The sequence below is a fragment of the Agromyces sp. G08B096 genome, assembly GCF_040267705.1.
Classification (GTDB): domain Bacteria; phylum Actinomycetota; class Actinomycetes; order Actinomycetales; family Microbacteriaceae; genus Agromyces.
Genome location: NZ_CP158374.1, coordinates 2,871,139 through 2,895,118, shown reverse-complemented (window position 1 = coordinate 2,895,118; position 23,980 = coordinate 2,871,139). Strand labels below are relative to the sequence as shown.

General features: G+C 72.3%; 25 protein-coding genes. 9 read left to right on the top strand and 16 right to left on the bottom strand.

The window, feature by feature from the left end; all coding sequences use genetic code 11:
• The first annotated feature begins 30 nt into the window (after positions 1 to 30).
• Positions 31 to 834 (top strand): alpha/beta hydrolase, encoded by an 804-nt coding sequence (locus tag ABIQ69_RS13865; protein ID WP_350347714.1) that lies wholly within the window; start codon positions 31 to 33, stop codon positions 832 to 834.
• Positions 831 to 1,334: a MarR family transcriptional regulator gene (locus tag ABIQ69_RS13860; protein ID WP_350347713.1), complete on the top strand. Its 504-nt coding sequence runs from the start codon at positions 831 to 833 to the stop codon at positions 1,332 to 1,334. The genes ABIQ69_RS13865 and ABIQ69_RS13860 overlap by 4 nt, the downstream gene beginning before the upstream one ends.
• Positions 1,335 to 1,358: 24 nt before the next feature.
• Here ABIQ69_RS13860 and ectB read toward each other — a convergent pair whose 3' ends face one another.
• Positions 1,359 to 2,633 carry a diaminobutyrate--2-oxoglutarate transaminase gene (gene ectB / locus ABIQ69_RS13855; RefSeq protein ID WP_350347712.1) on the bottom strand — a complete coding sequence of 425 codons (1,275 nt, stop codon included), beginning with the start codon at positions 2,631 to 2,633 and terminating at the stop codon, positions 1,359 to 1,361.
• Between the two features lie 242 nt (positions 2,634 to 2,875).
• On the opposite strand from ectB, the gene ABIQ69_RS13850 reads away from it, so the two are divergent.
• On the top strand, positions 2,876 to 7,255 hold the full coding sequence (locus ABIQ69_RS13850) for an Ig-like domain-containing protein (RefSeq protein ID WP_350347711.1): 4,380 nt from the start codon (positions 2,876 to 2,878) through the stop codon (positions 7,253 to 7,255).
• 322 nt (positions 7,256 to 7,577) lie between these two features.
• On the opposite strand, the gene ABIQ69_RS13845 is transcribed toward ABIQ69_RS13850, so the two are convergent.
• The 3 genes from ABIQ69_RS13845 to ABIQ69_RS13835 all read right to left on the bottom strand — a co-directional run bounded on the left by ABIQ69_RS13845 (position 7,578) and on the right by ABIQ69_RS13835 (position 10,295).
• A complete protein-coding gene (locus ABIQ69_RS13845) occupies positions 7,578 to 8,954 on the bottom strand; it encodes an FAD-binding oxidoreductase (RefSeq protein ID WP_350347710.1) in 1,377 nt (458 codons plus the stop codon).
• A 71-nt stretch (positions 8,955 to 9,025) separates the two neighbouring features.
• A complete protein-coding gene (msuE, locus tag ABIQ69_RS13840; protein WP_350347709.1) occupies positions 9,026 to 9,616 on the bottom strand; it encodes an FMN reductase in 591 nt (196 codons plus the stop codon).
• A gap of 103 nt (positions 9,617 to 9,719) precedes the next feature.
• Complete coding sequence (locus tag ABIQ69_RS13835) at positions 9,720 to 10,295, bottom strand: GNAT family N-acetyltransferase (RefSeq protein WP_350347708.1); 576 nt, start codon at positions 10,293 to 10,295, stop codon at positions 9,720 to 9,722.
• 57 nt (positions 10,296 to 10,352) lie between these two features.
• Between ABIQ69_RS13835 and ABIQ69_RS13830 the strand changes: the two genes are divergently transcribed.
• Positions 10,353 to 10,754, top strand: a complete 402-nt coding sequence (locus ABIQ69_RS13830; protein WP_350347707.1) for a PLDc N-terminal domain-containing protein — start codon at positions 10,353 to 10,355, stop codon at positions 10,752 to 10,754.
• A gap of 4 nt (positions 10,755 to 10,758) precedes the next feature.
• On the opposite strand, the gene ABIQ69_RS13825 is transcribed toward ABIQ69_RS13830, so the two are convergent.
• Positions 10,759 to 11,157: a cupin domain-containing protein gene (locus ABIQ69_RS13825; protein ID WP_350347706.1), complete on the bottom strand. Its 399-nt coding sequence runs from the start codon at positions 11,155 to 11,157 to the stop codon at positions 10,759 to 10,761.
• Positions 11,158 to 11,338: 181 nt separating this feature from the next.
• On the opposite strand from ABIQ69_RS13825, the gene ABIQ69_RS13820 reads away from it, so the two are divergent.
• Entirely contained in the window at positions 11,339 to 12,421 is a 1,083-nt protein-coding gene (locus ABIQ69_RS13820) for an alpha/beta hydrolase (protein ID WP_350347705.1), read from the top strand.
• A 6-nt stretch (positions 12,422 to 12,427) separates the two neighbouring features.
• On the opposite strand, the gene ABIQ69_RS13815 is transcribed toward ABIQ69_RS13820, so the two are convergent.
• The gene (locus tag ABIQ69_RS13815; protein WP_350347703.1) at positions 12,428 to 13,204 is read right to left on the bottom strand and encodes a MerR family transcriptional regulator; all 777 of its coding nucleotides are present in this window, start codon (positions 13,202 to 13,204) and stop codon (positions 12,428 to 12,430) included.
• A gap of 41 nt (positions 13,205 to 13,245) precedes the next feature.
• Between ABIQ69_RS13815 and ABIQ69_RS13810 the strand changes: the two genes are divergently transcribed.
• From ABIQ69_RS13810 to ABIQ69_RS13800, 3 genes are read left to right on the top strand one after another with little or no spacing between them, the layout of a single operon-like run.
• Entirely contained in the window at positions 13,246 to 13,737 is a 492-nt protein-coding gene (locus ABIQ69_RS13810) for a DUF6194 family protein (RefSeq protein ID WP_350347702.1), read from the top strand.
• 24 nt (positions 13,738 to 13,761) lie between these two features.
• Positions 13,762 to 14,835, top strand: a complete 1,074-nt coding sequence (locus ABIQ69_RS13805; RefSeq protein WP_350347701.1) for an epoxide hydrolase family protein — start codon at positions 13,762 to 13,764, stop codon at positions 14,833 to 14,835.
• Between the two features lie 8 nt (positions 14,836 to 14,843).
• The gene (locus ABIQ69_RS13800; protein WP_350347700.1) at positions 14,844 to 15,812 is read left to right on the top strand and encodes a nucleoside hydrolase; all 969 of its coding nucleotides are present in this window, start codon (positions 14,844 to 14,846) and stop codon (positions 15,810 to 15,812) included.
• 48 nt (positions 15,813 to 15,860) lie between these two features.
• Here the strand turns inward: ABIQ69_RS13800 and ABIQ69_RS13795 are convergent, their stop codons facing one another.
• Positions 15,861 to 16,232 (bottom strand): hypothetical protein, encoded by a 372-nt coding sequence (locus ABIQ69_RS13795; RefSeq protein WP_350347699.1) that lies wholly within the window; start codon positions 16,230 to 16,232, stop codon positions 15,861 to 15,863.
• Between the two features lie 130 nt (positions 16,233 to 16,362).
• Between ABIQ69_RS13795 and ABIQ69_RS13790 the strand changes: the two genes are divergently transcribed.
• The gene (locus ABIQ69_RS13790) at positions 16,363 to 16,668 is read left to right on the top strand and encodes a hypothetical protein (RefSeq protein WP_350347698.1); all 306 of its coding nucleotides are present in this window, start codon (positions 16,363 to 16,365) and stop codon (positions 16,666 to 16,668) included.
• On the opposite strand, the gene ABIQ69_RS13785 is transcribed toward ABIQ69_RS13790, so the two are convergent.
• From ABIQ69_RS13785 to ABIQ69_RS13745, 9 genes are all read right to left on the bottom strand, one after another.
• Complete coding sequence (locus ABIQ69_RS13785) at positions 16,665 to 17,603, bottom strand: alpha/beta hydrolase (protein ID WP_350347697.1); 939 nt, start codon at positions 17,601 to 17,603, stop codon at positions 16,665 to 16,667. The two genes, ABIQ69_RS13790 and ABIQ69_RS13785, sit on opposite strands and share 4 nt — an antisense overlap.
• Positions 17,600 to 18,397 carry an NAD(P)H-binding protein gene (locus ABIQ69_RS13780; RefSeq protein WP_350347696.1) on the bottom strand — a complete coding sequence of 266 codons (798 nt, stop codon included), beginning with the start codon at positions 18,395 to 18,397 and terminating at the stop codon, positions 17,600 to 17,602. Before ABIQ69_RS13780 ends, ABIQ69_RS13785 begins: the two co-directional genes overlap by 4 nt.
• A 6-nt stretch (positions 18,398 to 18,403) precedes the next feature.
• Positions 18,404 to 19,165 (bottom strand): SDR family oxidoreductase, encoded by a 762-nt coding sequence (locus tag ABIQ69_RS13775; RefSeq protein WP_350347695.1) that lies wholly within the window; start codon positions 19,163 to 19,165, stop codon positions 18,404 to 18,406.
• Between the two features lie 63 nt (positions 19,166 to 19,228).
• Positions 19,229 to 19,762, bottom strand: a complete 534-nt coding sequence (locus tag ABIQ69_RS13770; RefSeq protein ID WP_350347694.1) for a GNAT family N-acetyltransferase — start codon at positions 19,760 to 19,762, stop codon at positions 19,229 to 19,231.
• 33 nt (positions 19,763 to 19,795) lie between these two features.
• Positions 19,796 to 20,173 carry a hypothetical protein gene (locus tag ABIQ69_RS13765; protein WP_350347693.1) on the bottom strand — a complete coding sequence of 126 codons (378 nt, stop codon included), beginning with the start codon at positions 20,171 to 20,173 and terminating at the stop codon, positions 19,796 to 19,798.
• The gene (locus ABIQ69_RS13760; RefSeq protein WP_350347692.1) at positions 20,163 to 21,038 is read right to left on the bottom strand and encodes an RNA polymerase sigma-70 factor; all 876 of its coding nucleotides are present in this window, start codon (positions 21,036 to 21,038) and stop codon (positions 20,163 to 20,165) included. The genes ABIQ69_RS13765 and ABIQ69_RS13760 overlap by 11 nt, the downstream gene beginning before the upstream one ends.
• Before the next feature lie 159 nt (positions 21,039 to 21,197).
• Positions 21,198 to 21,932, bottom strand: a complete 735-nt coding sequence (locus ABIQ69_RS13755) for an alpha/beta hydrolase (protein ID WP_350347691.1) — start codon at positions 21,930 to 21,932, stop codon at positions 21,198 to 21,200.
• 96 nt (positions 21,933 to 22,028) lie between these two features.
• Positions 22,029 to 23,243, bottom strand: a complete 1,215-nt coding sequence (gene solA, locus ABIQ69_RS13750; protein WP_350347690.1) for an N-methyl-L-tryptophan oxidase — start codon at positions 23,241 to 23,243, stop codon at positions 22,029 to 22,031.
• Positions 23,240 to 23,932 (bottom strand): TetR/AcrR family transcriptional regulator C-terminal domain-containing protein, encoded by a 693-nt coding sequence (locus ABIQ69_RS13745; protein ID WP_350347689.1) that lies wholly within the window; start codon positions 23,930 to 23,932, stop codon positions 23,240 to 23,242. Before ABIQ69_RS13745 ends, solA begins: the two co-directional genes overlap by 4 nt.
• Between the last annotated feature and the right edge of the window lie 48 nt (positions 23,933 to 23,980).

The following is a 23,980-nucleotide window of genomic DNA, read 5'->3' as shown; positions in this document are numbered from 1 at the left end:
GCGTCGACCCGCGCGCGGCAGAATGGCCGAATGGATGCCTCGCTCCCAGCGCTCACCGAGATGCCGTCGCCGCAGTACGTGATGTCGGCCGAGGGCCGGCGCATCGCGACCTACTCGTGGGGCGCCGACGATGCGCCGACGGTGCTCTGCGTGCACGGCTTCGCCTCGAGCACGCGCGACAACTGGGTGAACACCGGCTGGGTCCGCGACCTGCTCCGCGCCGGGTTCCGAGTGCTCGGCGTCGACCAGCTCGGACACGGCGCGAGCGACAAGCCGCGCGAGTGGGGCGAATACACGATGGACGCCCTCGTGCAGGACCTCGTGATCGTCCTCGACACGTACCTGCTCGACACCGTCGTGTACGCCGGCTACTCGCTCGGCGCGCGGGTCGGCTGGCAGGTGGCCGTGCAGGCGCCGACGCGGGTCGAGCGGGCCGTGCTCGGAGGCATCCCGGACGGCCGCCCGCTCGCCCGCCTGCAGATCGACCAGGTGCGCGCCTACGCCGAGCACGGCACACCCGTCGAAGACCGGGTCACGCAGAACTACGTCACGCTCGCCGAACGGGTCGCCGGCAACGATCTGCTCGCCCTCGTCGCGCTCGCCGAGGGCATGCGGCTCGGCGACGCCGACCCCGACCCGGCGCACCCGCCGCAGCAGCCCGTGCTCTTCGCCACCGGCAGCGAGGACGCCATCCTCGAGCGATCGAAAGCGCTGGCGGATGTCACGCCGAACGGCACGTTCCTCGAACTGCCGGGCCGCCACCACTTCAACGCGCCCGGTTCGCGGGTGTTCCGGCAGGCGGCCGTCGAGTTCCTGACGACCGGGGCGCGATGATGGTCGCCCACGACCGCCGCGACGACGAGGTCGATCTGCTGATCGACGCCTGGTCGCGCCGACTGCCCGACGTCGACCTCACGCCGCTCGATGTGATGTCGCGGCTCCGCCGGGCGGCGAACCGGCTGGCGAAGCTGCGGTCGGCCGCGTTCGGCGGTGCCGGCCTCGCGTCGTGGGAGTTCGACGTGCTCGCCGCTCTCCGTCGCGAGGAGCCGCCGCACGAGCTGAGCCCTGCCCAGCTGATGACGGCCACGATGATCGGCAGCGCCGCGATGACGAACCGGCTCGACAACCTCGCCAAGCGCGGGCTCGTCGAGCGCCGGCCGAATCCGCGCGACGGGCGCAGCGTGCTCGTGCGCATCACCGATGAGGGGGCCAGCCGGGTCGACGACGCCATGCGCAGCCTCGCCGCGCGGGAGGCCGAGGAGCTGCGGAGTCTGAGCCCCGAGGAGCAGGCCGCGCTCGCCGGCCTGCTCCGCCGCCTCGCCGGCCGCGACTGAGGGCCAGGCCCGGCGGAGCGCCGGTCAGGCGGTGAGCGCCGCCTGGAGCGACTCGCGGACGATGGCGAGGCCGCGACGCAGCTCGTCTTCGGTGATGGTGAGGGCGGGCAGGAACTTCAGCACCTCGTCGAAGGCGCCCGACGTCTCGATGACGAGGCCGCGCGCGAAGGCGGCCTTCGAGATGCGACCGGCGAGCCCGCGATCGGCGTCGCAGGCGAGCCCCATCATGAGGCCGCGGCCGCGCACGACGAAGCCGAGCTCGGGGTGCTCGGCGGCGATGGCCTCGAGCTCGGCCCGGAGCACCGCGGACTTCGCCTGCACGCCGTCGGTGAACGCCGTGTCCTGCCAGTAGGTCTCGAGGGCGGCCCGCGCCGAGACGAACGCGAGGTTGTTGCCGCGGAACGTGCCGGTGTGCGCGCCGGGCTCCCACACGTCGACCTCTGGGCGCAGCAGCACGAGCGACATCGGCAGGCCCGAGCCCGAGATCGACTTCGAGACGGTGACGAGGTCGGGCACGATGCCCGCCGCCTCGAACGCGAAGAACGTCCCCGTGCGGCCGACGCCCGCCTGGATCTCGTCGAGGATCAGCAGGATGCCCCGCTCCTCGGTGAGGCGACGCAGGCGCTGCAGCCACTCGGGGCTCGCGACGTTGATGCCGCCCTCGCCCTGCACGGCCTCGACGATGACGGCCGCGGGCCGGTCGAGGCCGCTGCCGGCGTCGTCGAGCATCTTCTCGAACAGGTCGAGCGTGTCGACGTCGGGGCCGAGGTAGCCGTCGTAGGGCAGACGAGCCACGTCGCCGAGCGACACGCCCGCGGCGCCGCGGTAGTGGCTGTTGCCAGTCGCTGCGAGCGCACCGAGGCTCAGGCCGTGGAAGGCGTTCGTGAACGCGACCACGGTGGTGCGCCCGGTCGCCTGGCGGGCGACCTTCAGGGCCGCCTCGACGGCGTTCGCGCCGGTGGGGCCGGTGAACTGGAGCTTATGGTCGAGCCCGCGAGGCTCGAGGACGAGCCGCTCGAACGCCTCGATGAAGCCGCGCTTGGCCGAGGTCGCCATGTCGAGCCCGTGGATGATGCCGTCGCGCTCGAGGTAGTCGACGAGGGCGCGGGTGAAGATGGGGTTGTTGTGGCCGTAGTTCAGCACGCCCGCGCCCGCGAAGAAGTCGAGGTACTCGCGGCCGTCGGCGTCGATCAGGGTCGAGCCGGTGGCCCGGTCGAAGACGGTCGGGAAGGCGCGGACGTAGCCGCGCACCTCGGACTCGCGGCGATCGAAGACGTCGAGTGCGGTGGCATCGCTCATGGCAGGCGGGCTCCTCAGGAATGAATGCGGTGCATCGAGCCTACGACTGCGAGCTGGGGGACCGTGCCAGCGATTGCGGGGGCTTTATCGATTGCTTGTGAGCGATTATCGATTAGTGTAACGTCGCGATCGTTCCAACCACTCCCGGTCGCTGCACCGCCGAGCGCGTGGCATCCGGCCGGATCGACGATGATCGAGCACCGCCTCGCGCGGTCACTCCTGAAAGGCCGGAACGGCTCGCAATGAAGCGAACACTCTCAGCACTCGTGCTCACGTCCATGCTGGCGCTCGGAGCGCCGGCCGTCGCCCAGGCCGCCGAGGAGGAGGCGGCCGATGCGGGCGCCGCCCTCTACGTCGCGCCCACCGGTGACGACACCAACGCGGGCACCGAGGATGCCCCGCTCCAGACCCTCGAGGCGGCACGCGACGCCATCCGCGAGCTGAAGGCCGACGACGGCCTGCCCGCGGGCGGCGTCACGGTCTACCTCCGCGAGGGCACCTATCTGCGCACCCACACGTTCGAGCTCGGCGAACAGGACTCCGGCACGGCCGAGGCCCCGATCACCTACCGCTCGTACCCCGGCGAGACCGCGCGCCTCTCGGGCGGGCTCGACCTCGACCGCGACGGCTTCGAACCCGTCACCGACGAGGCCGTCCTGGGCCGCATCGTCGACGAGTCGGCGCGCGGCAAGGTGCTCGGCTTCGACCTCGCCGCCGCCGGCATCACCGACTACGGCCAGCTCAGCCGGCACGGCTACTGGAAGGCCAACGACGTCAGCACCGTGCCTCCGATGGAGCTGTACATCGGCGGCGAGGGGATGACGCTCGCCAGGTGGCCGAACGCCGGCACCGTGCAGATGGACGAGATCATCGACCCCGGGCCCGACCGCAAATCGCCAGACCTGCAGAACCGCGGCGGCACGTTCAGCTACGCCTACGACCGTCCGCAGTACTGGACCGAGGCCGACGACGTCTGGCTCGACGGCATCTTCGGCTACAGCTGGGAATGGTCGTACAACAAGATCGAGTCCATCGACCCCGAGGCGAAGACCATCACGCTCCGGTACGGCGAGATGTCGGGCATCATGAAGACCTGGTTCGAGGACTTCCACTTCGCCGAGAACCTGCTCGAAGAGCTCGACGCCCCCGCCGAGTACTACATCGACCGCGAGGCCGGGAAGCTCTACTTCGTGCCGAACCAGGCGTTCGCGAGCGGCGCCGCCGAGGCGACCGTCACGATGCTCAGCGAGCCGATGCTCCGCACCGACGGGGCATCCCACCTGACCTTCGACGAGCTCGTCATGGAGTACGGGCGCGCGAACGCGGCCGTCATCCTCGGCGGCAGCCACGTCACCGTCTCGCACAGCGACATCCGCAACTTCGCCGACGGCGGCGTCCTCATCAACTCGCCGGGCCGCTACACGTACGACGGCATCCCGGTGAACCGCGGCGGCCGCGACCACGCGGTGGTCTCGAGTCACCTCGAGCACATCGGCGGCGTGCCGGTCGTACTGCAGGGCGGCGACAAGACCACGCTCGAGCCCGGACGCAACCGCGTCGAGAACTCGCACATCCACGACTTCGCGTACTACCACAAGGCGTACAACCCGGGTGTGATGTTCGACGGCGTCGGCAACATCGGCCGCGGGAACGAGATCCACGACGCGCCGCACCCCGGCATCATCGTGCACGGCAACGACCACCTCATCGAGCGCAACGAGATCTACGACATCTGCAAGACGTTCCAAGACCTCGGCGCGATCTACATGAACGCCGGCTCCACCCCGCAGCAGCGGGGCACCGTGATCAGGCAGAACTACTTCCACGACACGGGCGTCGGGCGGCTGGGCGTCGAGGGCATCTACCCCGACAACCTCACGATGGGCCTGACGATCGAGGAGAACGTCTTCTACCGGATGGGCAACGACGCGATCAAGAGCGGGTCGGGCGATTACATCACCGCGCGCAACAACGTGTTCGTCGACACGCACGTGCCGTACGACAACTACGAGATGTGGATGGGCGACCAGCCGGGCAACACCGTCGACACGTCGTACATGCCGGGCTGGATCGAGCTGTTCGAGGAGAACAACGGCTTCGTCGGCACGCCCTACGCGGAGAAGTACCCCGAGCTGCTGAGGTTCTTCGACGAGAACCACTACTTCCCGGCGAACAACGTGTTCGAGAAGAACGTCACGTGGAACCCGACCATGGCCCGTGGCCCGCAGGTCAACGAGCACGGCGCCCGCGACGTGAAGAACCTCATGAACTACGCCGACAACTGGGTCGCGAACGAGGACCCGGGCTTCGTGGACTGGCAGGCGGGCGACTTCCGTCTGGCCGAGGGTGCCGCGGTCTTCGACCGCATCCCCGGCTTCGCCGCGATCCCGTTCGACCAGATCGGCACGCAGGGCAAGATCGGCGCGCCGATGAGCCCCGACACGATCGCGCTCGACGCGTTGCATCTGCCGGCCGACCAGTTCACGGTCGACCTCGGCAAGACCGCGTCGTTCGCGGCGGAGGCGGTGCCGTGGAACGCCACCGACCGCGGCGTGACGTACACGTCGAGCGCGCCCGATGTCGCCACGATCGACGGTGCCGGCCTCATCACGGCGCTCGCGCCCGGCGAGACCACCATCACGGTCACCTCGACCGCGGACCCGTCGATCTCCGACCAGGCCCTCGTCATCGTCGCCGACGGCGACGGGGTGATGCACTTCACCGACTTCGAGTCGGGATCGAACGGCTGGCCGGTCGACCCGAACCGGAGCGTCGTCGAGACGGCGGAGGGCGACCACGTCTACCGCATCAAGAACGGCGCGAACTCGCAGCTGCCGCGCGAGTTCGGCGAGTACGTCCTCGAGTACCAGGTCACGACGCCGGCCGAGGTGCCGGAGGGCGCCATCATGCTCATGTACGACCGCACGGGCGCGACGCCCGGCGGGTTCGTCCGCTACCGCGACTCGGCGACGGGTTCGAAGTGGACGATCTACGGTCCGCAGTGGCAGGTGCTGAAGGAGGTCACGCTGCCGGTCGGCGAGCGGTTCGCACCCGCGACGACGTACGACGTGCGCATGATCGTGCAGGGCAGTTCCATCCGGGTGTTCGTCGACGGCGAGCTCGTCATCGACGGGCCGAGCCCCTCCGCCACGGCGAAGGGCAAGGTCGGCTTCTACGTCGAGAAGTTCGCGACGCTCGACTTCGACGACGTGAAGTTCTCGATCGTGGCCACGCCCGTGACCGGTATCGACGTGTCGCCCGCCGACGCGACCCTCGAGCCCGGCGAGCGTCGGCAGCTCGAGGTGGCCGTGACGCCGTCGGATGCCACGAACCCGCGCGTCTCGTGGACATCCAGCGCGCCCGAGGTGGCGAGCGTCGACGAGTCCGGCAAGGTGACCGCGCTCGCCGCGGGCACCGCGACGGTCACCGCGACCTCGCAGGCCGATGACTCGATCTCGGATGCCTCGACCATCGAGGTCGCCGAGGCGGAGCATCCGGTGGTGGAACTCGGCGACCAGCTGTCGGACGCCGCGCACTGGCCCGCCGTCGACGCCGTCGACTTCGACGAGGGCACGCTGCGCATCTCGGGCGAGGGCGTCTATGGCTACGACGCGGAGAAGTTCGGCGACGGACTGCTGAAGTTCCGGGCGACGGTCGACGCGTTCGACGGCGGCTGGTACGGGTTCGCCGTGCGCTCGGACCGTCCGAACGACGCCGCGTGGGTGAACGGCAACCGGGGCTACCTCGTCGTGATCAAGGAGGACCAGATCGAGTTCCAGAGCTGGAAGCCCAAGCAGACGATGCTCGACGTCATCCCGAACACGGCGATCACCGCCGGCACCGAGCATGTGCTCGAGTTCGGCACCGCGGTGGTCGACGGCGGCACGCGGCTGGTGCTGCGCGTCGACGGGAAGACGGTGTGGAGCGGGCTCGACGCCGATGCGGCGAACCCCATCGGGGCCGAGGGGTACCTGAACGTCTACCACTACGTCGAGCAGAACGCCCTCCGGCTCCAGCCCGTCGTCGTGGACGACGGCGCGACCGCCGCACCCGGCGTCGGCACCCTCTCGAATACGAGCGGCTGGGAGTACGGTCTCCACGACGGCACCTACGACGTGATGATGAACCTGTGGTGGGGCACTCCCGGCAGCACGTTCAAGCTGTACGAGAACGGCGCGCTCGTCGCGACGAAGCAGCTCGGGCCGACCGCCGGGATGTCGCAGACCACCGGGGTGAGCTTTACCGACAAGCCGAACGGCACCTACGTGTACACGGGTGAGCTCATCAACTCGAAGGGGGTCACCGCCACCACGTCGACGACGGTGAAGGTCACGGCGGCGGCACCCGGCGCTCCGGTGGTGAGCCACGACGACTGGGACCGCGACGGGTCGTTCACCGCGACGGCGAACCTGTGGTGGGGCACCAACGCCACGAGCTACCGATTCGAGCTCGACGGGCAGCTCGTCGGTTCGGGCGAGCTCACGGCGTCCACGCCGTCGGCGCAGCGGGCGACCGTGAAGCTCACCGGCGTGGCGCCCGGGGAGCACACGCTCGTGGCGGTGTTCGCGAATGCGAACGGCGAGACGGCGTCGAAGCCCGTGACGCTGACCGTGCGCGGCTGACCGAAGCGTCGCCGATCGCGAGCGACGGCGCGGGGCGGGTGACTCGGTCACCCGCCCCGCGCTTCGTCGTGGTCAGCTTGGTCAGCTCAGCCGGCTCAGTCGGTGGGCTCGTCGTACGGGTCGGGCAGGTAGGCGGTGATGTCGATCGGCTGGGTCGGCGGCAGATCGGGGCTGGCGGGGTCGAGTCGCGTCGCGTCCATGCAGTGGGATGTCCGGCAGGGCCCGACCGGTTCCGCTCGGCTGCACCCGTCGGCGCCGCTGCCCGCGCCGCTGCCCGCGCCGCTGCCCGTCGGCGCCGCTCCGCCGCGGTCGAGGGCGGGCGTCAGCCGAGCGGACGGTTGCTGCGGATGACGCCCTCGGGGTCGACACGGCGCTTCACCGCGGCCAGACGCTCGAGCACCTCGGGCCCGTAGGCGTCGGCGAGGGTGGAACCGCCGCCGAGGAAGGTCGGCACCGTCCCCTCGGCCGGGAAGGCCGCCGCGAGTTCGCGGAGCGGTCGGAGCGACGCCTCGACGTCGATCGCCGGATCGAACAGCACGACTCCGGAGCTCAGCAGACCGGCGGCGCCGATCGCACCCACCGCCGACTGCCCGGCGCCGAGCTCCTCGACGATCGCGCCGCCCATCGCCCGCACACTCGCCCGGCCGAGGCCCGCCTCCGCACCCGCGAGGAACGCCTCGACGAACGCCCGCGGGAAACCCTCGGCCGTGAGGTCGAGCGCCGAGCCGAAGTCGGCCACCGGCATCGGGTCGACCGGCTCCGCGGCCACCGCCGCGAGGCCGCCGATGGTGAACGGGGCGAGCGTGTCGGCGATCGGCTCGGCGACCGCGAGCAGCCGCTCGGCGAACCGCCGCCCGGATGCCTCATCGCCGATGTGCACCAGACTGACCGTGGCGACCGTCTGCCCGCGGAGCGGCGGCGGCACCATCGGGGCGTCGGGGAAGCGCATGAGCCCGAGGTCGAGGCCCAGCTCTGGCTCGTCGCGGGAGAGCTCGATCGCCGCTTCGAGCACCGCCTCGGCGTGCGCGATCGGGAAGAGCAGCCCGCCGCCGAAGAGGCGGTCGCCGGGGTAGAGCGCGAGCTCGATCGCTGTGACGACCCCGAAGAGCCCACCGCCTCCGCGGAGCGCCCAGATGAGCTCGGGGTCGTCGGCATCGGTCACGTGGCGCACCTCGCCGGCGGCGTCGACGAGCTCGACGGCGATGATGGAGCGTGCGGTGAGCCCGTACTTGCGGCTGAACATGGAGTGGCCGCCGCCGATGGCCAGCGCGACGGCGTTCACTTCGGGGTTCGAGCCTGCGAGCGCGATGAGCCCCGTGCCGTCGAGGGCCGCCAGCACCCGGCCCCAGTTGACGCCCGCGCCGATGCGGACGAGGCGCGCCTGCTCGTCGACCACGAGCTCGTCGAAGGCGACCGGGCGGATCACGACGACCCCCTCGAGGGCGCCGTCGGCGCCGTGCCCGTTGGGCTGGGTCGTGACGCCAGCGCCCGCGGCGCGCGCGATGCGGAGCACCGTCTGGACGTCGGCGACATCCGCCGGTTCGACGACCGCGGCCGGCCGCTGGTCGACGCTGCGGTTCCACGGCAGTCTCGCCTCGTCGTACCCGGCGTCGCCGGGCAGCAGCACCCGGCCGCGCACCTCGGTGCGCAGACGTTCGAGTTCGGCGGGATCGACGGCGTGGGCGGGCGCAGCGGACACCGAGGTTCCTCTCGTCGGAAGGAGATTCCCGGCCAAGCTACTCCCGGCCCCCGACATCGGCGAGCGCGGGCTCACCAGGTCGAGACGTACTCCGACACCGGCTCCGAGAAGGTGCCGCGGACGATCGGCACCCCGCGCTGCACCGCCTGCCCGATGCGGTCGCGGAGGGCCGGGGAGCTGATCCGGGCGTCGGCGAAGTCGGCGTCGCTCGCGTAGACCCCGATGGGCAGCGTGATGGCCTGGAAGAAGGAGAACAGCGGGCGGAACTGGTGCTCGATGATGAGCGCGTGCCGGTCGCTGCCACCAGTGGCCGCCAGCTGCACGGGTGTGTCGACGAGCGAGTACTGCCCGACGAAATCGAACACGTGCTTGAACAGCCCGGTGAAGCTCGCCCGGTACACCGGGCCCGCGACGACGAGGAGCGACGCCGATTCGATGCGGCCGAGCGTGGCCTCGGCAGCCGGCCCGAGGTCTGCTCGGGTCAGCGCGCCCGCGAAATCGCGGCCCACGCGGCTGAGCTCGATCAGGTCGGTGTCGACCTCGGCGCCCTCCGCGCGCAGCGCGTCCGCGAAGCGCTCGAGCAGCTCGTGCGCGAGCGCAGTGGTCTTCGACGGCGCGTGGAGACTGCCGGACACGGCGACGATGGAGACGGGATCGGCCATGACAGCGACGCTAGGCGGCGTGCGGGGCCTGCCGCCCGTCGCTCGTCGCGCGGGGTAAGCGGACGCAACACGGCGCCACGCAGGAGGGCGGGCGCAGCCCGACTCAGCTCAGCGAGCGGCGCATGAGCACGCGGGGGAATCCGCCGACCACCGACGTCGTGTCGGCGGCGTGCTCGAAGCCCGCCGCCTCGAACAGGCCGCGCGTGCCCACGTACGCCATCGTGAGGTCGACCTTCGCGCCCCGATTGTCGACCGGGTAGCCCTCGATCGCCGGAGCGCCGTGATCGCGCGCGAACTCGACCGCCCCGGCGAGCAGCCGGTGCGAGATGCCCTGGCCGCGGTGTCCCGGCCGCACGCGGATGCACCACACCGTCCAGACGTCGAGATCGTCGACGTGCGGGATCTTCCGGTTGGTGGCGAAGCTCGTGTCGGCCCGAGGATGCACCCCGGCCCAGCCGACGACCTCGTCGCCGTCGTAGGCGAGGACGCCGGGCGCGGGATCCTCGGCGCAGAGCTCGCGGACCCGCTCGCCGCGCGCGGGGCCCCGCAGCGCCACGTTCTCCTTCGACGAGCGCAGCCGGTAGCTCAGGCACCAGCACACGTTCGCGTCGGGCCGCTTCGGCCCGAGGACCGCCGCGACATCTTCGAACACGGCCGCCGGCCGCACCACGATCGTCATGTCCACAGCCTGCCATCGACCGCCGTCACCGGCACCCCCGCCGCTAGGCTGACCGCCATGCCGGTGCTCTCGCTGCTGCTCATCGTGGTCGTCGTCGTCGCGCTCATCGACATCATCACGCGTGGCGACTGGCAGGTGAAGCATCTGCCGAAGTTCGCCTGGATCCTGCTCGTGGTGCTGCTGCCGCTCATCGGCTCGATCCTCTGGTTCACGATCGGCCGCGACTGGGAGGGCGGCGGCGTGCGGCTCCCGCGTCCCCAGCGCCGACCGGCGACGGATGCTCCCGCGCCTGCGGCGCACGTACGCACCTACCCGGTCGACACCCGCTCGACCGAGGAGCAGCTGGCCGACCTCGATCGCGAGATCGAGGAGTGGGAGCGGCGGCGCGAGCTCGAGTCACGCCGGTCGGGCGACGACGCCGACGCGCCGCCGGCGCCGCCTGTGCCGCCCGCCGCGTAGAGGGTCACTCGGCCCAGGTCTGGATGATCACGTCGGACGCGTGGATGCACAGCACCCGCAGCCGCCCGGTCCCGGCGTTCTTGAACCCGTGCCACACGCCCGCCTGCACCGTCGCCGTGTCGCCCGCACCGGCGGTGAGCAGCTGGTCGCCGATCGTGATCCGGGCCGTGCCCTCGATGACGACCCACGTCTCGGAGTAGGGATGCCAGTGGAGATCCGGCCCCTGGCCGGGCTCGTTGTCGACGAAGAAGTACGAGATCCCGGCGCCGTGGTCGCGCCCCACGAACCGGCGCGTCGTGCTCGTGCCGATCCGCAGCGCCTCGGCGGGGATGATCTCGGGCACCACGGGCGGGGTCATGGTCGGTTCCATGAGGAGCTCGGTGGTGAAGGTCGCGCTGGCCATCAGGATGCCTCGTCTCGGTCGGGCGGCCGGGTGCCGCCGGTGGCACCAGGTTCGCGCCGAGGCATCCCGACCGTCACTCTTTCGATACACATCGAAACCCGCGCGGTGGAGGCGGCCGCGGGCTGACCTGGGGCGGCGCGTCTGCCTCGGCCCGCGCGAGGCCGCTGCCACGATGAGAGCCGTGTCTCCTCATCGCCGCACGGGGGTCGGCGGGCCGACCGATCCCGTCCTCGACCGTCGTCCGATCCTGAGCGCTCGCGCGCGCCGCTGGACCCTCGCGACGCTCATCGTCGCGTTCGTCGCGGTGGCGGTCACCACGGTGCTCACGAGCACGGCGTGGCCGTCCGCGCTGCTGATCCGGGCGGTCTTCACCAAGGGCGGTGCCGAGACGGTCGCCGAGATGCAGCCGTACGTGCCCGAGACGGGCGTGGACTCCCGGCTCGACGTGGCGAAGGGGGAGGCCGGCGGGCCCGGCACTGGGCTCGACGTGTTCACGCCGAGCGACTCGGAGGGGCCGAACCCCACGGTCGTGTGGGTGCACGGCGGCGCGTGGATCTCGGGCTCGAAGGAGAACGTCGCGCCCTACCTCCAGATCCTCGCCGGCCATGGCTACACCGCGATCGGGCTCGACTACACGATCGCGCCCGAGGCCACCTATCCGACCGCGACGAAGCAGCTGAACGACTCGCTCGCCTATCTCGTCGAGCACGCCGACGAGCTCGGCGTCGACCCCGACCAGATCGTGCTCGCGGGCGACTCGGCGGGCGCCCAGCTCGCGAGCCAGCTCGCCGTGCTCACCACGAACCCGAAGTACGCCGGCATCCTGGGCGTCGAGCCCGCGCTCGACGCGGACCAGCTCGTGGGCGTCATCCTGAACTGCGGGGTGTACGACCTGCGCGCGATGGCCGAGCTGAACGGCATCGGCGCGTGGGGGTTCCAGGTCGCGCTCTGGGCCTACACCGGCACCAAGAACTGGTCGTCGGACTACGCCGGTTCGACGATGTCGACCATCGACTTCGTCACCGAGGAGTTCCCGCCGACCTTCATCACCGGCGGAAACGGCGACGCGCTCACCTGGATCCAGTCCATCCCCATGAGCGGAGCGCTGCAGGACGCCGGCGTCGACACGACCGAGCTGTTCTGGGCCGCCGATCACGAGCCGGCGCTGCCGCACGAGTACCAGTTCCACCTCGACTTCGACGAGGCGCACGTGGCCCTCGAGCAGACCCTGGACTTCCTCGCGAAGCACACCGACGCGGGCTGACCGGCGTCACACGCCCCTGCGGTCGATGACGGTCGCGAGGTCGGCGCCCGCCCGGAGGAGGGCGACGCTCCGGGCCGCGATGCTCGCGAGCCGCCGGTCGAGCACGCGCTCGGCGTGCGCGAGGCCGCCGGCATCGCCGAGCGTGGCGAGGACCTCGCGGATGGCGGGGATGCCGGAGCCGGCGGATCTGAGCGCGGCGACGATGCGCGCCTCGGCGATCGCCCAAGCCGGATACCGGCGGGCCCGCAGCGTCGTCACGCGCTCGGGATGGACGAGGCCCTCGCGCTCCCAGAATCGCAGCGTGGAGGAGCGCACGCCGAGCGCGTCGGCGAGCTCGGTGATCGTCATCGCGTCCTCGCGCGTCTCGCTCGAGGGTCGGGATGCCTCCGCCTCGGCGCCGATCTCGCGCAGCGCGGCCTTCGCCCGAAGCGCCTCCGTGCGTTCGCGCGCGAGCCGGGCGTGGACCGCGTCGAGCTCCGCCGCCGCGTCCGCGACGCCGGCCGACGACAGAGACGCGAGCAGCGCACGCGCCTCGACCGGGCCGGCCGCGGCCGCGAGGCCCCGGTACGCCCGGAGTGCGGCGACGTGGACGACGGTGTACCGACGGTAGCCGTTCGTGCCCCGCTGAGCCGGCGGGATGACGCCGAGCCGTTCTAGGTCGCGCACCTGCTGCACGGAGTATCCCGCGGCGCGGGCCGCGTCGACCGGGCGGAGTGGCCGGTCGACGGGCTCGGCCGCCTCCGGCACCGCCTCGCGGCCAGCCTCCGGCTCCTCCGCATCCATGGGGCAACCCTACATAAGCACTTCAAGGTCACACTCGAACCATGGAGATGGAGCAGATCATCGAAGAGGTTCGCGGACGAGACGGGGCCCTGGTCGTGGTGCCCGAGCCGGGCGGCCCGTTCCCCGAGCTCGCGTGGGGCGACGCGTTCTTCTACTACGCCCCGGACGGGCGGATGCCGGAGCGCGAGCAGCCGTACGCCACCATCGTCACGAAGGACTACCCGGGCGACACGGCCTCGGGGCTGAACGAGCCCGGTCGCTGGCGGGTGAACGTCCACGTCGGCCGGGCGAAGTTCGAGGCCCTCATCGGCGCGCCGCCCCGGGCGTTCGCGGCGGAGGGCTCGGCCGCCGCGAACACGGATGCCTCGGCCGTCGACGAGGTGCTGCCGCACCCCGTGTACGCCGCGCAGGGCTGGGTGGCCGTGGTGAACCCGGCGACGCGGACGGCCGACCTCCTGAGCGGCCTCCTGGCGGAGGCCCACGAGGCCGCGCGGGCCCGCGCGGCTCGGCGTCCCCGGCGCGACGAGGGCTGAGTGCGCCGACGCTAGGGTCGGTGCATGCGCCCGTTCAGCATCGCGATCCCCGACGACGTGCTCGACGACCTCGGCGAGCGGCTGCGACGTTCCCGCTTCACGACCCCGAGCGCGGCCGGATGGACGGCCGGTGTCGATCCCGAGTACCTGCGCTCGTTCGTCGCGTACTGGGCCGACGAATTCGACTGGAGGGCCGCCGAGGCCCGGCTGGGCGGCTACCCGCAGTTCGTCGATCACGGCCAGCACTTCGTCCACCTGCGTCGCGACGCCTCGCGACCGCCGGTGCTGCTCGCGCACGGCTGGCCGAGCAGCTTCCTCGAGATGCTGCCGCTCGCCGACCTGCTCGACGTCGACGTCGTCATCCCGTCGCTGCCGGGCTTCCTGTTCTCCGAGCTGGTCGACGGGCCGCTCACCCGCGCGGCGATCGCCGGCGCCTTCCACCGGACCATGACGGAGTCGCTCGGCTACGAGCGCTACTTCCTGTTCGGCGGCGACATCGGCGGCGTGGCATCCAGCTGGCTCGCGGCGATGCATCCCGAATCGGTCGCCGGCCTGCACATGATCCACGGGCCGTTCCCGGCGGACTTCGACGCGTCACCGATCACAGCCGAGGAGCAGGCGTTCCTCGATGCCGACGAGGCGCGCGAGGAGGGCGACAGCGGGTACAGCGCCATCATGGGCACGCGGCCCGACACGATCGCGGCCGCGCTCGTCGACTCGCCCGCGGGTCTGGCCGCCTGGATCATCGACAAGCTGCGCGACTGGAGCGACTGCGGCGGCGACCTCGAGTCGCGGTTCAGCCGCGACGACCTCTGCACGCTGCTGACGCTCTACTGGGCGACCGGGTCGATCGGCACGTCGTTCCGGCAGTACCTCGACTGGCCGATGAACGGGAAGCGCCCGGCGATCACCGTGCCCGTCGCCGTGACGGAGAGCAGCGAGCCGCCGCTCGACCTGTTCCCGCGTTCGATCGCCGAACGCGCCGTCAGCGACCTGCGCCGGTTCAGCGCGCCGGGCCGCGGCGGCCACTTCATGGCGTTCGAGGAGCCGCAGCTCGTCGCCGACGAACTGAGCGCGTTCATGCGCGAGGTGGGGTGACCGCCCGGATGACCACGACCCCCGTTCCCGTCTACTTCGACTGCGACACCGGCATCGACGACGCCATCGCGCTCGCCTACCTGCTGGCCCACCCAAGCGTGCGGCTGGTCGGCATCGGCACGGTCTCCGGCAACACGTCGGCGGAACGTGCCGCGGACAACACCCTCGGCCTGCTCGCCGCGGCCGGCGTCGAGGATGTGCCCGTCGCCGTCGGCGCGCACGACTTCCTCGCTCGGTCGTTCGACCGCGGGGCGGTTGCCGTCCACGGCGACGACGGACTCGGGCGCGTGGCATCCGAGCTGCCTGCCGCGACCCGTGAGCCGGAAGCCGGCGTCACCGCGGCCGACCTGCTGCGTCGGCTCAGCCTGGAGCACGAGGGCGAGCTGCGCGTGCTCGCGGTGGGTCCGCTGACGAACCTGGCGCTCGCGCTGCGGGAGGACCCCGGGCTGGTCGCCCGGGTCCACTCGGTCACGGTGATGGGCGGTGCGGTGGATGCCCCGGGCAACGTGTCGCTCGTCGCCGAGGCGAACTTCCGAAACGACCCGCTCGCGGCGGCGGAGGCGCTCACCGCCGACTGGCCCGTGACCCTCGTGCCGCTGGACGTCACCATGTCGCACACCTTCGACGAGGGGCACCGCGAGCGGCTGCGGGCGGCGGGTGCCGCAGGCGCCGCCGTTCCGGCCCTCCTCGCCGGCATGCTCGACACCTATCTCGACTTCTACACGCCGGTGTTCGGCGATCGGCGGTGCGCCCTGCACGACCCGCTCGCGGCCGCGGTCGTCGCGGGCGAGGTGCCCAGCGCGCAGTGGCGGCACGGCGTGTTCGACGTCGTCAGCGACGACGGCCCCGACCACGGGCGCGTCATCGAGCTCGAGGACGACGGCACCGCCGTCACGACCGGGGCCGTGATGTCGACCGACGACCCCGTCGCCGAGATCGTGCTCGGCCGGATCCTCCCGCACGCCTGGCCGGCGTGACCACCGGGGCTCGACGCCCGAGGGTCGGCCCGCGTGACGGCCGGGCTGTCAGCTCAATGCGACGAACAGGCTCAGCACCGCGAGCACGGCCGTGACGGGCGTCATCACCGCGCGCTCGGGCTTGCTCCGCGAGATCGCGTTCAGCGCGATGCCGAGCACGAAGTACCCGAACACCACCCACATGCCGACGACCGACACCACGTCGGGCACCACGTCGACGGCCCCGACGCGGTCGAGGGCGAGCAGCGCGATCACCGCGTAGATCACGATAGACACCGCGCTGCCGACCCGGAGCCGCGCGGGCAGGACGCGGTGCGCGCCGCCCCAGGCGAACCGGCCCAACGGAGCCCCGAACACGAGCGCGAGCTGGAAGACGGCGACGAGCGCGAGGACGACGGTGAGGGCGATGGCGGCGGGCACAGGGCGAGCCTATCCGGACGCCGGCGGGGCGTCGCCCGAGGCACGGCGTCGGCGTCCGGGTGGTCACGCGCCCCGTTCGGGAGCGTCAACCCCCTCGCGGCGCCCGGCCGGTCGGCCTACCGTCGGGCCCATGGGAACACGAGACAGCGGGCGCGCAGCTCGCGACGAGCCTGCGGGCGGGGAGATCCGGACCTCCCCCGCGCGCAGCACGCTCTACTTCGTGCTCGGCGGCATCCTGACTCTCGTGGGCATCGTCGGCATCGCCGTGTACACGTTCACGCCCCGGAACACCCCGGTCGAGGGGCAGGAGACGGCCGACGGGCTCTGGCAGGCCGGGCTGATCATCGGGTCGGCGGTCGCCGGCGGTGCCGGACTGCTGCTGCTCGGATGGGGACTCGTCACCGTGCTCCGGCGTCGTCGAGACGACGGGCGCTAGCGGCGATCGGCCCGCGCGAGCGCACCCACCTCCAGCACCGCGTCGGCGAACGCCGCAGGCGCTTCACGAGGAAGGTGATGCCCGGCGTGCGGCACGTGCCGGTGCACCCGCGGTCCGGTGAAGTGCGTCGCGCTCGCGGCGGCATCCGTCGCCGGGAAGTTGCCGTCGGCGAGCCCGTCGAGCGTGACGGCCGGCACGGGCACCGGCGGCAGCTCCGCGAGCGCAGCCTCGAGGTCTCGGTACTCGGGAGCGCCCTCGGCCCGGCCCAGCCGGTGCCGGTACGAGTGAATCACGACGTCGACGTAGTCGGGGTTCCGGAACGCCTCGGCGGCTCGATCGAGCTCGCCCGCGTCGAAGCGCCACTCAGGCGAGTTGCGGCGCCAGATCACCTCGGCGATGCCGCGCGGGTCGGCGGCGAGGCCGGCGCGACCGCGCTCGGTGAGGAAGTAGAAGAAATACCAGAAGCCCGCCTCCAGTTCGGGGCGGAGCGGCTCAGCCGACGCCCGGATGTCCTGGATGAGGTAGCCGTTGACGCTGACCACGCCCTCGACCCGGTCGGGCCAGAGCGCGGCGGCGACGCAGGCCGCGCGGCCGCCCCAGTCGTAGCCGGCGAGCACGGCCCGGTCGAGGCCGAGCGCGTCCATGAGGTCGACGGCGTCGCGCCCGAGCGCCGCCTGCTGACCCGACCTCGGCGTATCCGGGTCGAGGAACCGGGTCGCGCCGTGCCCCCGCAGGTGCGGCACGATCACGCGGTGGCCCGCTTGTGCGAGCCGCGGCACGACGTCGACATAGCTGTGGATGTCGTACGGGAACCCGTGCAGCAGCAGCACCGCCGGCCCGTCGGACGGCCCCGCCTCGACGTAGGCGACGTCGAGGGGGCCCGCCTCGACCCGACGCAGAGGGCCCAGGCGGGCGGACGAAGCGCTCGGGATCACGACACGGCCCGCTGTCCGAGCGCACGGCCGGAGTCGGCGGATCCCGCACCTGCCGCGAGCCAGTCGGCGAACCGGGTCGGCGCGAGCGCGGCGGCGGGGCCGGGGAGCAGCTCGTCCTCCTCGAGCCGCGCGCCGAAGTACTCGGCGAGCGGATCGGCGACGACCTCTCGGGGATCCTGGCGGATCCGGAGGCCGCGCTGCACGAGCTCGGCGAGGCGGAAGCGCTCCGGCCCGGCGAACTCGACGACGTCGTTCGCGGGCGGGGCGACAGCAGTACCCGCGACCGCGGCCGCCACGTCGTCGGCCGCCATCGGCTGGAAGAACGCGTTCGAGAGCCGCACCACGTATCGCACCGACGCGGAGTCGGCGATGGCCTGGATGAACTCGAAGAACTGGGTGGCGTGCACGATCGTGTACGGCCGGCCCGACTCGCGGATCAGCTTCTCCTGGGCGGCCTTCGCGGCGAAGTAGCCGCCCTCGCTGCGGGCGAGCCGGTCCGTGCCCACGACCGACAGTGCGACGTGGTGCCGCACCCCGGCCGCCGCGCCGTACGTGAGGAGGTTGAGCGTGGAGGCGTAGAAGAACTCGTTCGCGCCCCGCTCGTCGAGGTAGCCGGAGTTCGAGACGTCGACCAGCGCGTCGGCGCCGGCGAGGGCCTCGTCGAGGCCCTCGCCGGTGTACGAGTCGACGCCGGTCGCCCTGGACGCGGCGACGACGTCGTGGCCCTCGCTCTGCAGGCGAGCGACGAGGCGGGTGCCGATGAGGCCGGTGCCGCCGATGACCGCGATGCGCATGGCGGGCTACCTGGCCGTCGCCGGCTGCGCGGCGAGCCACTCGTCGTACGTCGTGGCCGCCTGCTGCGCGTCGGGCCCGGGCGTGAGCTCGTCGCCCGTGAGCTTCGTGCCGAAGTACGGCGCCTCGGGGTCGGCGATCACGGTGCGGGAGTCACCGTGAGCTGTCAGTGCGCGGCCGATGAACTCCGCCATGGGCAGCCGCTCGGGGCCGCCGATCTCGACGATGCCGTTCACCGGCTCGCCCGACCCGGCGGCACGGGCGACGGCGGTCGACACGTCGGCGGCGGCGACCGGCTGCATCAGCCCGGTCGAGAGACGGGCGACGCCGTCGACCGTCGCCTCGTCGGCGATCCGCAGCGCGAACTCGAAGAACTGCGTGGCCCGAACGATGGTGTACGGCAGCCCCGAGTCGGCGATGAGCCGCTCCTGCTCGACCTTCGCGCGCAGGTAGCCGCTGTCGGGCAGCCGGTCGGCGCCGACGACCGAGAGGGCGACGTGCAGCCGCACCCCGGCCTCGCGCTCGGCGGCGATGAGGTTCGACGTCGAGGTCGTGAAGAACTCCAGCACGTCGGCGTCGGCGAACGACGGCGAGTTGGAGACGTCGACGACGACGTCGGCACCGCGGAGCGCCTCGGCGACGCCCTCGCCGGTCAGCGTGTTCACGCCCGAGTTCGGCGAGGCGGCCACGGCCTCGTGCCCGTGCTCGGTGAGGAGCGAGACGACCTTGGAGCCGATGAGGCCGGTGCCTCCGATGACGACGATCTTCATGACTGGTGCCTTCCGTCCGGGCCGCGGCGGTTCCGCTGCCGTCATGAAGCTCCGACCGGATGCTCAGCCGGTCTGTGACGGGGCCGCCGGAATCCGTCGTTTGAATCCGACATGGGATGCCGCGAACCCGAGCCGCTCGTAGAACCGGTGCGCATCGGTGCGCGCGGCGTCCGAGGTGAGCTGGACGAGCCCGGAGCCGAGGGCCGGGGCGGCGACGTCGACGACCCAGCGCATCATCGCGCCGCCGATGCCGGCCGAACGGGCGTCGCTGCGGACCCGCACGGCCTCGACCAGCAGCCGGGTGCTCCCGCGTCGCGCCATGCCGGGGATGCGGGTGAGCTGGAGGGTGCCGACGAGGCGGCCGTCGGCGTCGTCGGCCACGAGCAGGTCGTTGCCCTGGTCGGCGAGGATCTCCTCGAGTGCGGCGAGGTAGGCGGGCAGGTCGCCCGGCGCGGCGACGTCGCCGCGGGCGGCGCTCACCGGGTCGTCGGCGAGCAGCGCCATGAGCTGGTCGAGGTCGTCGCGGGTGGCGCGGCGGAGGAGGACGGGTCCGGAGCGAGCGTCGAGGGCGACCGGAAGCTGGAGGGCGTCGAGCATGGCACCAGTCTCGCAGCGCGTCGGTCAGGCTCCTCAGTCGGGCTCGGGGCGCCGGCGGTTCCAGGCCGCGAGCTTCCGCGGAGCCGTGGTGAGCCAGAGCTGCGCGACCGGCCGGCCCTCGCCCGACGACTCGCCGAGCGCGAGGACCGCGGCGATCTCGCCGTTCGCACGGCGCGCCGCCACGCCGGGGGCCCCGTTCACGTGCACGCGCAGCAGCCTCGTCGTGGGCTCCGGGTGCAGCCGGGCCATGAGGGCCGGGATGACTCCGGCCCGGCCGTAGACGTCGACGCCGGTGGCGTCGCCGGCGTCGACGACGAGGTGCACCTGCGGGGTCAGCAGCCGGGCGAGCGCCACCTCGTCGCGATGCCGGACGGCGGCGATGAGTGCGGCGGCGGGATCGTCATGCGGCACGGGAGATCACGGTGAGCTTGTCGGGGTTCATCATCCAGAGCACTTGGTCGATGCCTCGTTCCGAGGCGACGAGGGAGATCACGGCGAAAGTCGTGCCGTCCTTCGACAGCAGGACGGACGGCTGCCCGTTGACCTCGGTGAACGTCTCGGCGACGCCCTGCCAGAAGTGCGTGTGGAACGCGTGGATGAACCTCGCGACGGTGAGCCGGCCGAACACGGGGAACTTCGACGCCCGCACCTTGCCGCCGCCGTCGGAGTACGACACCACGTCCTCCGCGAAGAGGCGCTCGAGCTGCACGAGGTCGCCGGTCTTGGCCGCGGCGAGGAACGCGGTGAGCAAGCGCTGCTGTTCGCCGGGCCCGACCTCGCGCCGTCGCTCGCCGGCGAGGTGCTTGCGGGCTCGGCTCACGAGCTGACGGACGGCCGGCTCCGAGAGCTGCACCACCTCGGAGATCTGGGCGTAGTCGTAGGCGAAGGCCTCCCGCAGCACGTAGGCGGCGCGTTCCGTCGGGGTGAGCCGCTCGAGCATCGTGAGCACGGCGAAGCCGAGCGCCTCGGCTCGTTCCGCGCCGAGCGTCGGATCCTGGCTCGTGTCGACCGGTTCGGGGAGCCACGGCCCGATGTAGGTCTCGCGGCGGACGCGCGCCGACTGCAGCGCGTTGATGGCGAGCCTCGTGGTGGTCGTCGCGAGGAACGCCGGCGGATCCTGCACGGCGCCGCGGTCGGTGCCCTGCCAGCGGACCCAGGTCTCCTGGACGAGATCCTCCGCCTCGGTGGCGCTGCCGAGCATGCGGTACGCGATGCCGAAGAGGCGCCCGCGCACCGCGGTGAAGACGGTGAGCGCGTCGGCGAGGTTCGCATCCATGTGGTGATCCTGTCAGTCGGCCGGGCAGGCCGCACCGGCCTCCTGATCACTCCGACCGGATCCCCCCTCGATGTGTGACAGGTTCGTCGAATCGACGCGGATGCCGCGGCGGGAGGAATACTCGCCCCCGCCGCGGCGGTCCGCCGCGTCGCCCGGTGTTCAGGCGGCTGCCGCGTCCTCGGCGACCGCGCGCACCGCCTCCGCGATGACCGCGGCGACTTCGCCGGGCTGCGAGACGGCGACGGCGTGCGACGCGCCGGCGACCTCGCGGGTGGTCCGCGCGTTCGCGCGTGCCGCGCCGGTCCGGAGCACGGCGGCGGGGATGTTGCGGTCCTCAGCGCCGAAGACGTGCCACGACGGGCGGTCCTTCCAGGCGGGGACGGCCGCCTGCACGGCGTCCTTCAGCGCCGCCTCGGTCACGGGCCGCTGCGTCGCGCCCATGAGGCCGGCGGTCTGCGCCGCCACGTCGGCGGCGAACTGGTCGCGGAAGACCGCGCGTCGGATGACGAACTCCACGCCGCCCGTGGAGAGCGGGTGCGCGTCGAGCGCTTCGCCCAGCGTGCTGCCCGGTTCGCTCGCCGAGAGCGAGAAGGCGCTGTCACCGGGCTCGGGCGTGAACGCGCCGACGTAGACGAGTGCAGCGACCCGGTCGTCGCCGGCGGCGGCCTCGCTGATGACGAGCCCGCCGTAGGAGTGGCCGACGAGCACGACCGGCCCGTCGATCGTCGCGAGCACGTCGCGGACGTACGCGGCGTCGCCGGCGAGGCTGCGCAGCGGGTTGGCGACGGCGACGGACGTGATGCCCTGGGCGTAGAGACGCTCGATGACGCCGTTCCAGCTGGCGGACTCGGCGAAGGCGCCGTGCACGAGCACGACGGTCGGCTGATCGGACATGATGTTCCCCTCTCGATGGCGCCGACCGGCGGGCGGCGTCCGATCAGCTCAGACCGGATGGCCGCCGCGGCTGTGACAGCGGCGGCGAGCGGTGAGTCAGCCCGCCTGGAACCGGCGCGGATCGAGGAAGGCCGCGTCGGTGAAGGCGGTCTCGCCCGCGATGGACTGGGCGACGAGCTCCCCGAGCGCCGACGCGTGCTTGAACGAGTGGCCCGAGCAGCCGCCGCCGACGACGACCCGCGGGTGCGCGGTCGGGCCGACGACGAACTGGCCGTCGGGCGTGTGGGTCATGATGCACGTCGTCGTGCCCGACGGCTCGGGGTCGAGGTCGGGGAACGTCGCGGCGACGAGGTCGCTGATCCCGTCGGTCTCTCCGGGGTGCACGAGGCGGTCGATCGCGTCGGGATCGTCGGCGGGGAACGGGCCGTCGAACTCGGGGCCCACCTTCGCGTCGAAGCCGTCGGAGCCGTCGAAGCCGTCGACGTGATCGGCACCCGTGTCGCCGTCGGTTCCCGCCATCGCCCCGTGGCCCCAGATCCACGTGTCGCGCCCCGGCACGCTGCGGATGAACACGGGCAGCGTGTCGAGCGTCGCCTCGTGGCCGTCGCGGGCGCGGAACCAGGTCATGACGACCCGGTGCGGGGTCAGCGGAAGGTGGGGCACGAAACGGGCGATCCACGGACCGGCGGTGATCGCGACCGAGCGCACCCGGTAGGCGCTGCGCTCCGTCCGCACGGTGACGCCGTCGTCGTCGGGGTCGATGGCGACGACCCGCACACCGATGTGGAGGTCGGCGCCGGCGGTTCGCGCGGACTCCGCCGCGGCGATGATCGCGGCCTCCGGGCGGAGGATGCCGGCCTCCGGATCCCAGACTCCGATGTCGCCCGGATCGAGCCGGGCGTGCGCCGGGAACCGCGAGGCGATCTCGTCGCCGTCGAGCCGCTCGACGGGCAGACCGTGCGCCTCGGCGGCGCGCAGGGTGCCTTCGATGATGTGCGAGTCGGGCGGCCCGATCATGAGACCGCCGGTCTCGTGGAAGAGCGGCCGTCCGCTCTCGTCCTCGAGCTCGCGCCAGAGGTCGCGTGCCCGCCGGGCGATCGGCGTGAGGCCCGGGTGCTCGAGACAGGCGACGCGGAAGAGCCGCGTCCGCCCGGTGGAGCCCCCCCACGCGTGACCGGGTTCGAACTGCTCGAACCCGAGCACGTCGAGTCCGCGGACGGCGAGTCGCCAGGCCGCGCTCGAGCCGACGGCTCCGAGACCGATCACGGCGACGTCGGCATCGAAGAGCGGGGCTGCTGCGGGGAGGGTCATCCCATGATTCTCGCGCGTCGCTCCAGCCCGTCGAGCAACAGATCGAGGCCGAACTCGAATTCGGTCTGATCGTCGCACCAGCCGAGGGTGGAGCCGGGGTCGTCGTGCGCGACCTCGGCGAGCATCCCGGCGAGGTTCGGCGCCAGCGCGGCGAGCTGCTCGAGTTCGGCGGGCGCCGGAGCCGGGGCGTCGCGGTCGTCGCTGAGCTCCTGCACGTAGCCGTGGATCCGACTGCCGAAGGCGTGCAGTCCGTGGTGGATGAGGTCGTGCGAGAGCCCGCCGGCGCGCATGATGCCGACGATGCCGTCGACGTGGCGAGTGGCGGTCGGGCCCGGCGTGCCGCGCGCGTTCATGAGGTTCGGTGCCCAGGCGTGCCGGAGCAGCACGCGGCGGGCGGCGAGGATGCGGTCGCGGAGCGCGCGCCCCCAGGTCGAGGCATCCGTACCGGGCGGAACCGCGAAACCGCCCGCCTCGGCCTCGATCTCGGTGAAGACCGACTCGACGAGTCCGTCGAGGATCGCCTGCTTGTTGGGCAGGTGGTAGTAGATCGACATGGCCTCGACGCCGAGCTCGTCGGCGAGGGCGCGCATCGTGAGCGCGTCGATGCCGTCGCGGTCGGCGAGACGCATCGCGGTCGCCAGCACTCGCTCGCGGCTGAGCGGCGTGCGGGCGGCGGTTCTCGGCGGCATGCCCATACCGTACAACGTCAGGTTGGGACTCCACGGGGGTGGACACGG

Excerpts from the sequence above, each read along its gene's own strand:
- ABIQ69_RS13860 (WP_350347713.1), top strand. The coding sequence starts at position 831 with ATGATGGTCGCCCACGACCGCCGCGACGACGAGGTCGATCTGCTGATC.
- ABIQ69_RS13810 (WP_350347702.1), top strand. The coding sequence starts at position 13,246 with ATGGAGATGGAGCAGATCATCGAAGAGGTTCGCGGACGAGACGGGGCC.
- ABIQ69_RS13775 (WP_350347695.1), bottom strand. The coding sequence starts at position 19,165 with ATGAAGATCGTCGTCATCGGAGGCACCGGCCTCATCGGCTCCAAGGTC.
- solA (WP_350347690.1), bottom strand. The coding sequence starts at position 23,243 with ATGACCCTCCCCGCAGCAGCCCCGCTCTTCGATGCCGACGTCGCCGTG.
- ABIQ69_RS13755 (WP_350347691.1), bottom strand. The coding sequence starts at position 21,932 with ATGTCCGATCAGCCGACCGTCGTGCTCGTGCACGGCGCCTTCGCCGAG.
- ABIQ69_RS13800 (WP_350347700.1), top strand. The coding sequence starts at position 14,844 with ATGACCACGACCCCCGTTCCCGTCTACTTCGACTGCGACACCGGCATC.
- ABIQ69_RS13815 (WP_350347703.1), bottom strand. The coding sequence starts at position 13,204 with ATGGATGCGGAGGAGCCGGAGGCTGGCCGCGAGGCGGTGCCGGAGGCG.
- ABIQ69_RS13790 (WP_350347698.1), top strand. The coding sequence starts at position 16,363 with ATGGGAACACGAGACAGCGGGCGCGCAGCTCGCGACGAGCCTGCGGGC.
- ABIQ69_RS13770 (WP_350347694.1), bottom strand. The coding sequence starts at position 19,762 with ATGCTCGACGCCCTCCAGCTTCCGGTCGCCCTCGACGCTCGCTCCGGA.
- msuE (WP_350347709.1), bottom strand. The coding sequence starts at position 9,616 with ATGGCCGATCCCGTCTCCATCGTCGCCGTGTCCGGCAGTCTCCACGCG.
- ABIQ69_RS13780 (WP_350347696.1), bottom strand. The coding sequence starts at position 18,397 with ATGCGCATCGCGGTCATCGGCGGCACCGGCCTCATCGGCACCCGCCTC.
- ABIQ69_RS13745 (WP_350347689.1), bottom strand. The coding sequence starts at position 23,932 with ATGCCGCCGAGAACCGCCGCCCGCACGCCGCTCAGCCGCGAGCGAGTG.
- ABIQ69_RS13825 (WP_350347706.1), bottom strand. The coding sequence starts at position 11,157 with ATGGCCAGCGCGACCTTCACCACCGAGCTCCTCATGGAACCGACCATG.
- ectB (WP_350347712.1), bottom strand. The coding sequence starts at position 2,633 with ATGAGCGATGCCACCGCACTCGACGTCTTCGATCGCCGCGAGTCCGAG.
- ABIQ69_RS13760 (WP_350347692.1), bottom strand. The coding sequence starts at position 21,038 with ATGGATGCGAACCTCGCCGACGCGCTCACCGTCTTCACCGCGGTGCGC.
- ABIQ69_RS13835 (WP_350347708.1), bottom strand. The coding sequence starts at position 10,295 with ATGACGATCGTGGTGCGGCCGGCGGCCGTGTTCGAAGATGTCGCGGCG.
- ABIQ69_RS13830 (WP_350347707.1), top strand. The coding sequence starts at position 10,353 with ATGCCGGTGCTCTCGCTGCTGCTCATCGTGGTCGTCGTCGTCGCGCTC.
- ABIQ69_RS13865 (WP_350347714.1), top strand. The coding sequence starts at position 31 with ATGGATGCCTCGCTCCCAGCGCTCACCGAGATGCCGTCGCCGCAGTAC.
- ABIQ69_RS13805 (WP_350347701.1), top strand. The coding sequence starts at position 13,762 with ATGCGCCCGTTCAGCATCGCGATCCCCGACGACGTGCTCGACGACCTC.
- ABIQ69_RS13850 (WP_350347711.1), top strand. The coding sequence starts at position 2,876 with ATGAAGCGAACACTCTCAGCACTCGTGCTCACGTCCATGCTGGCGCTC.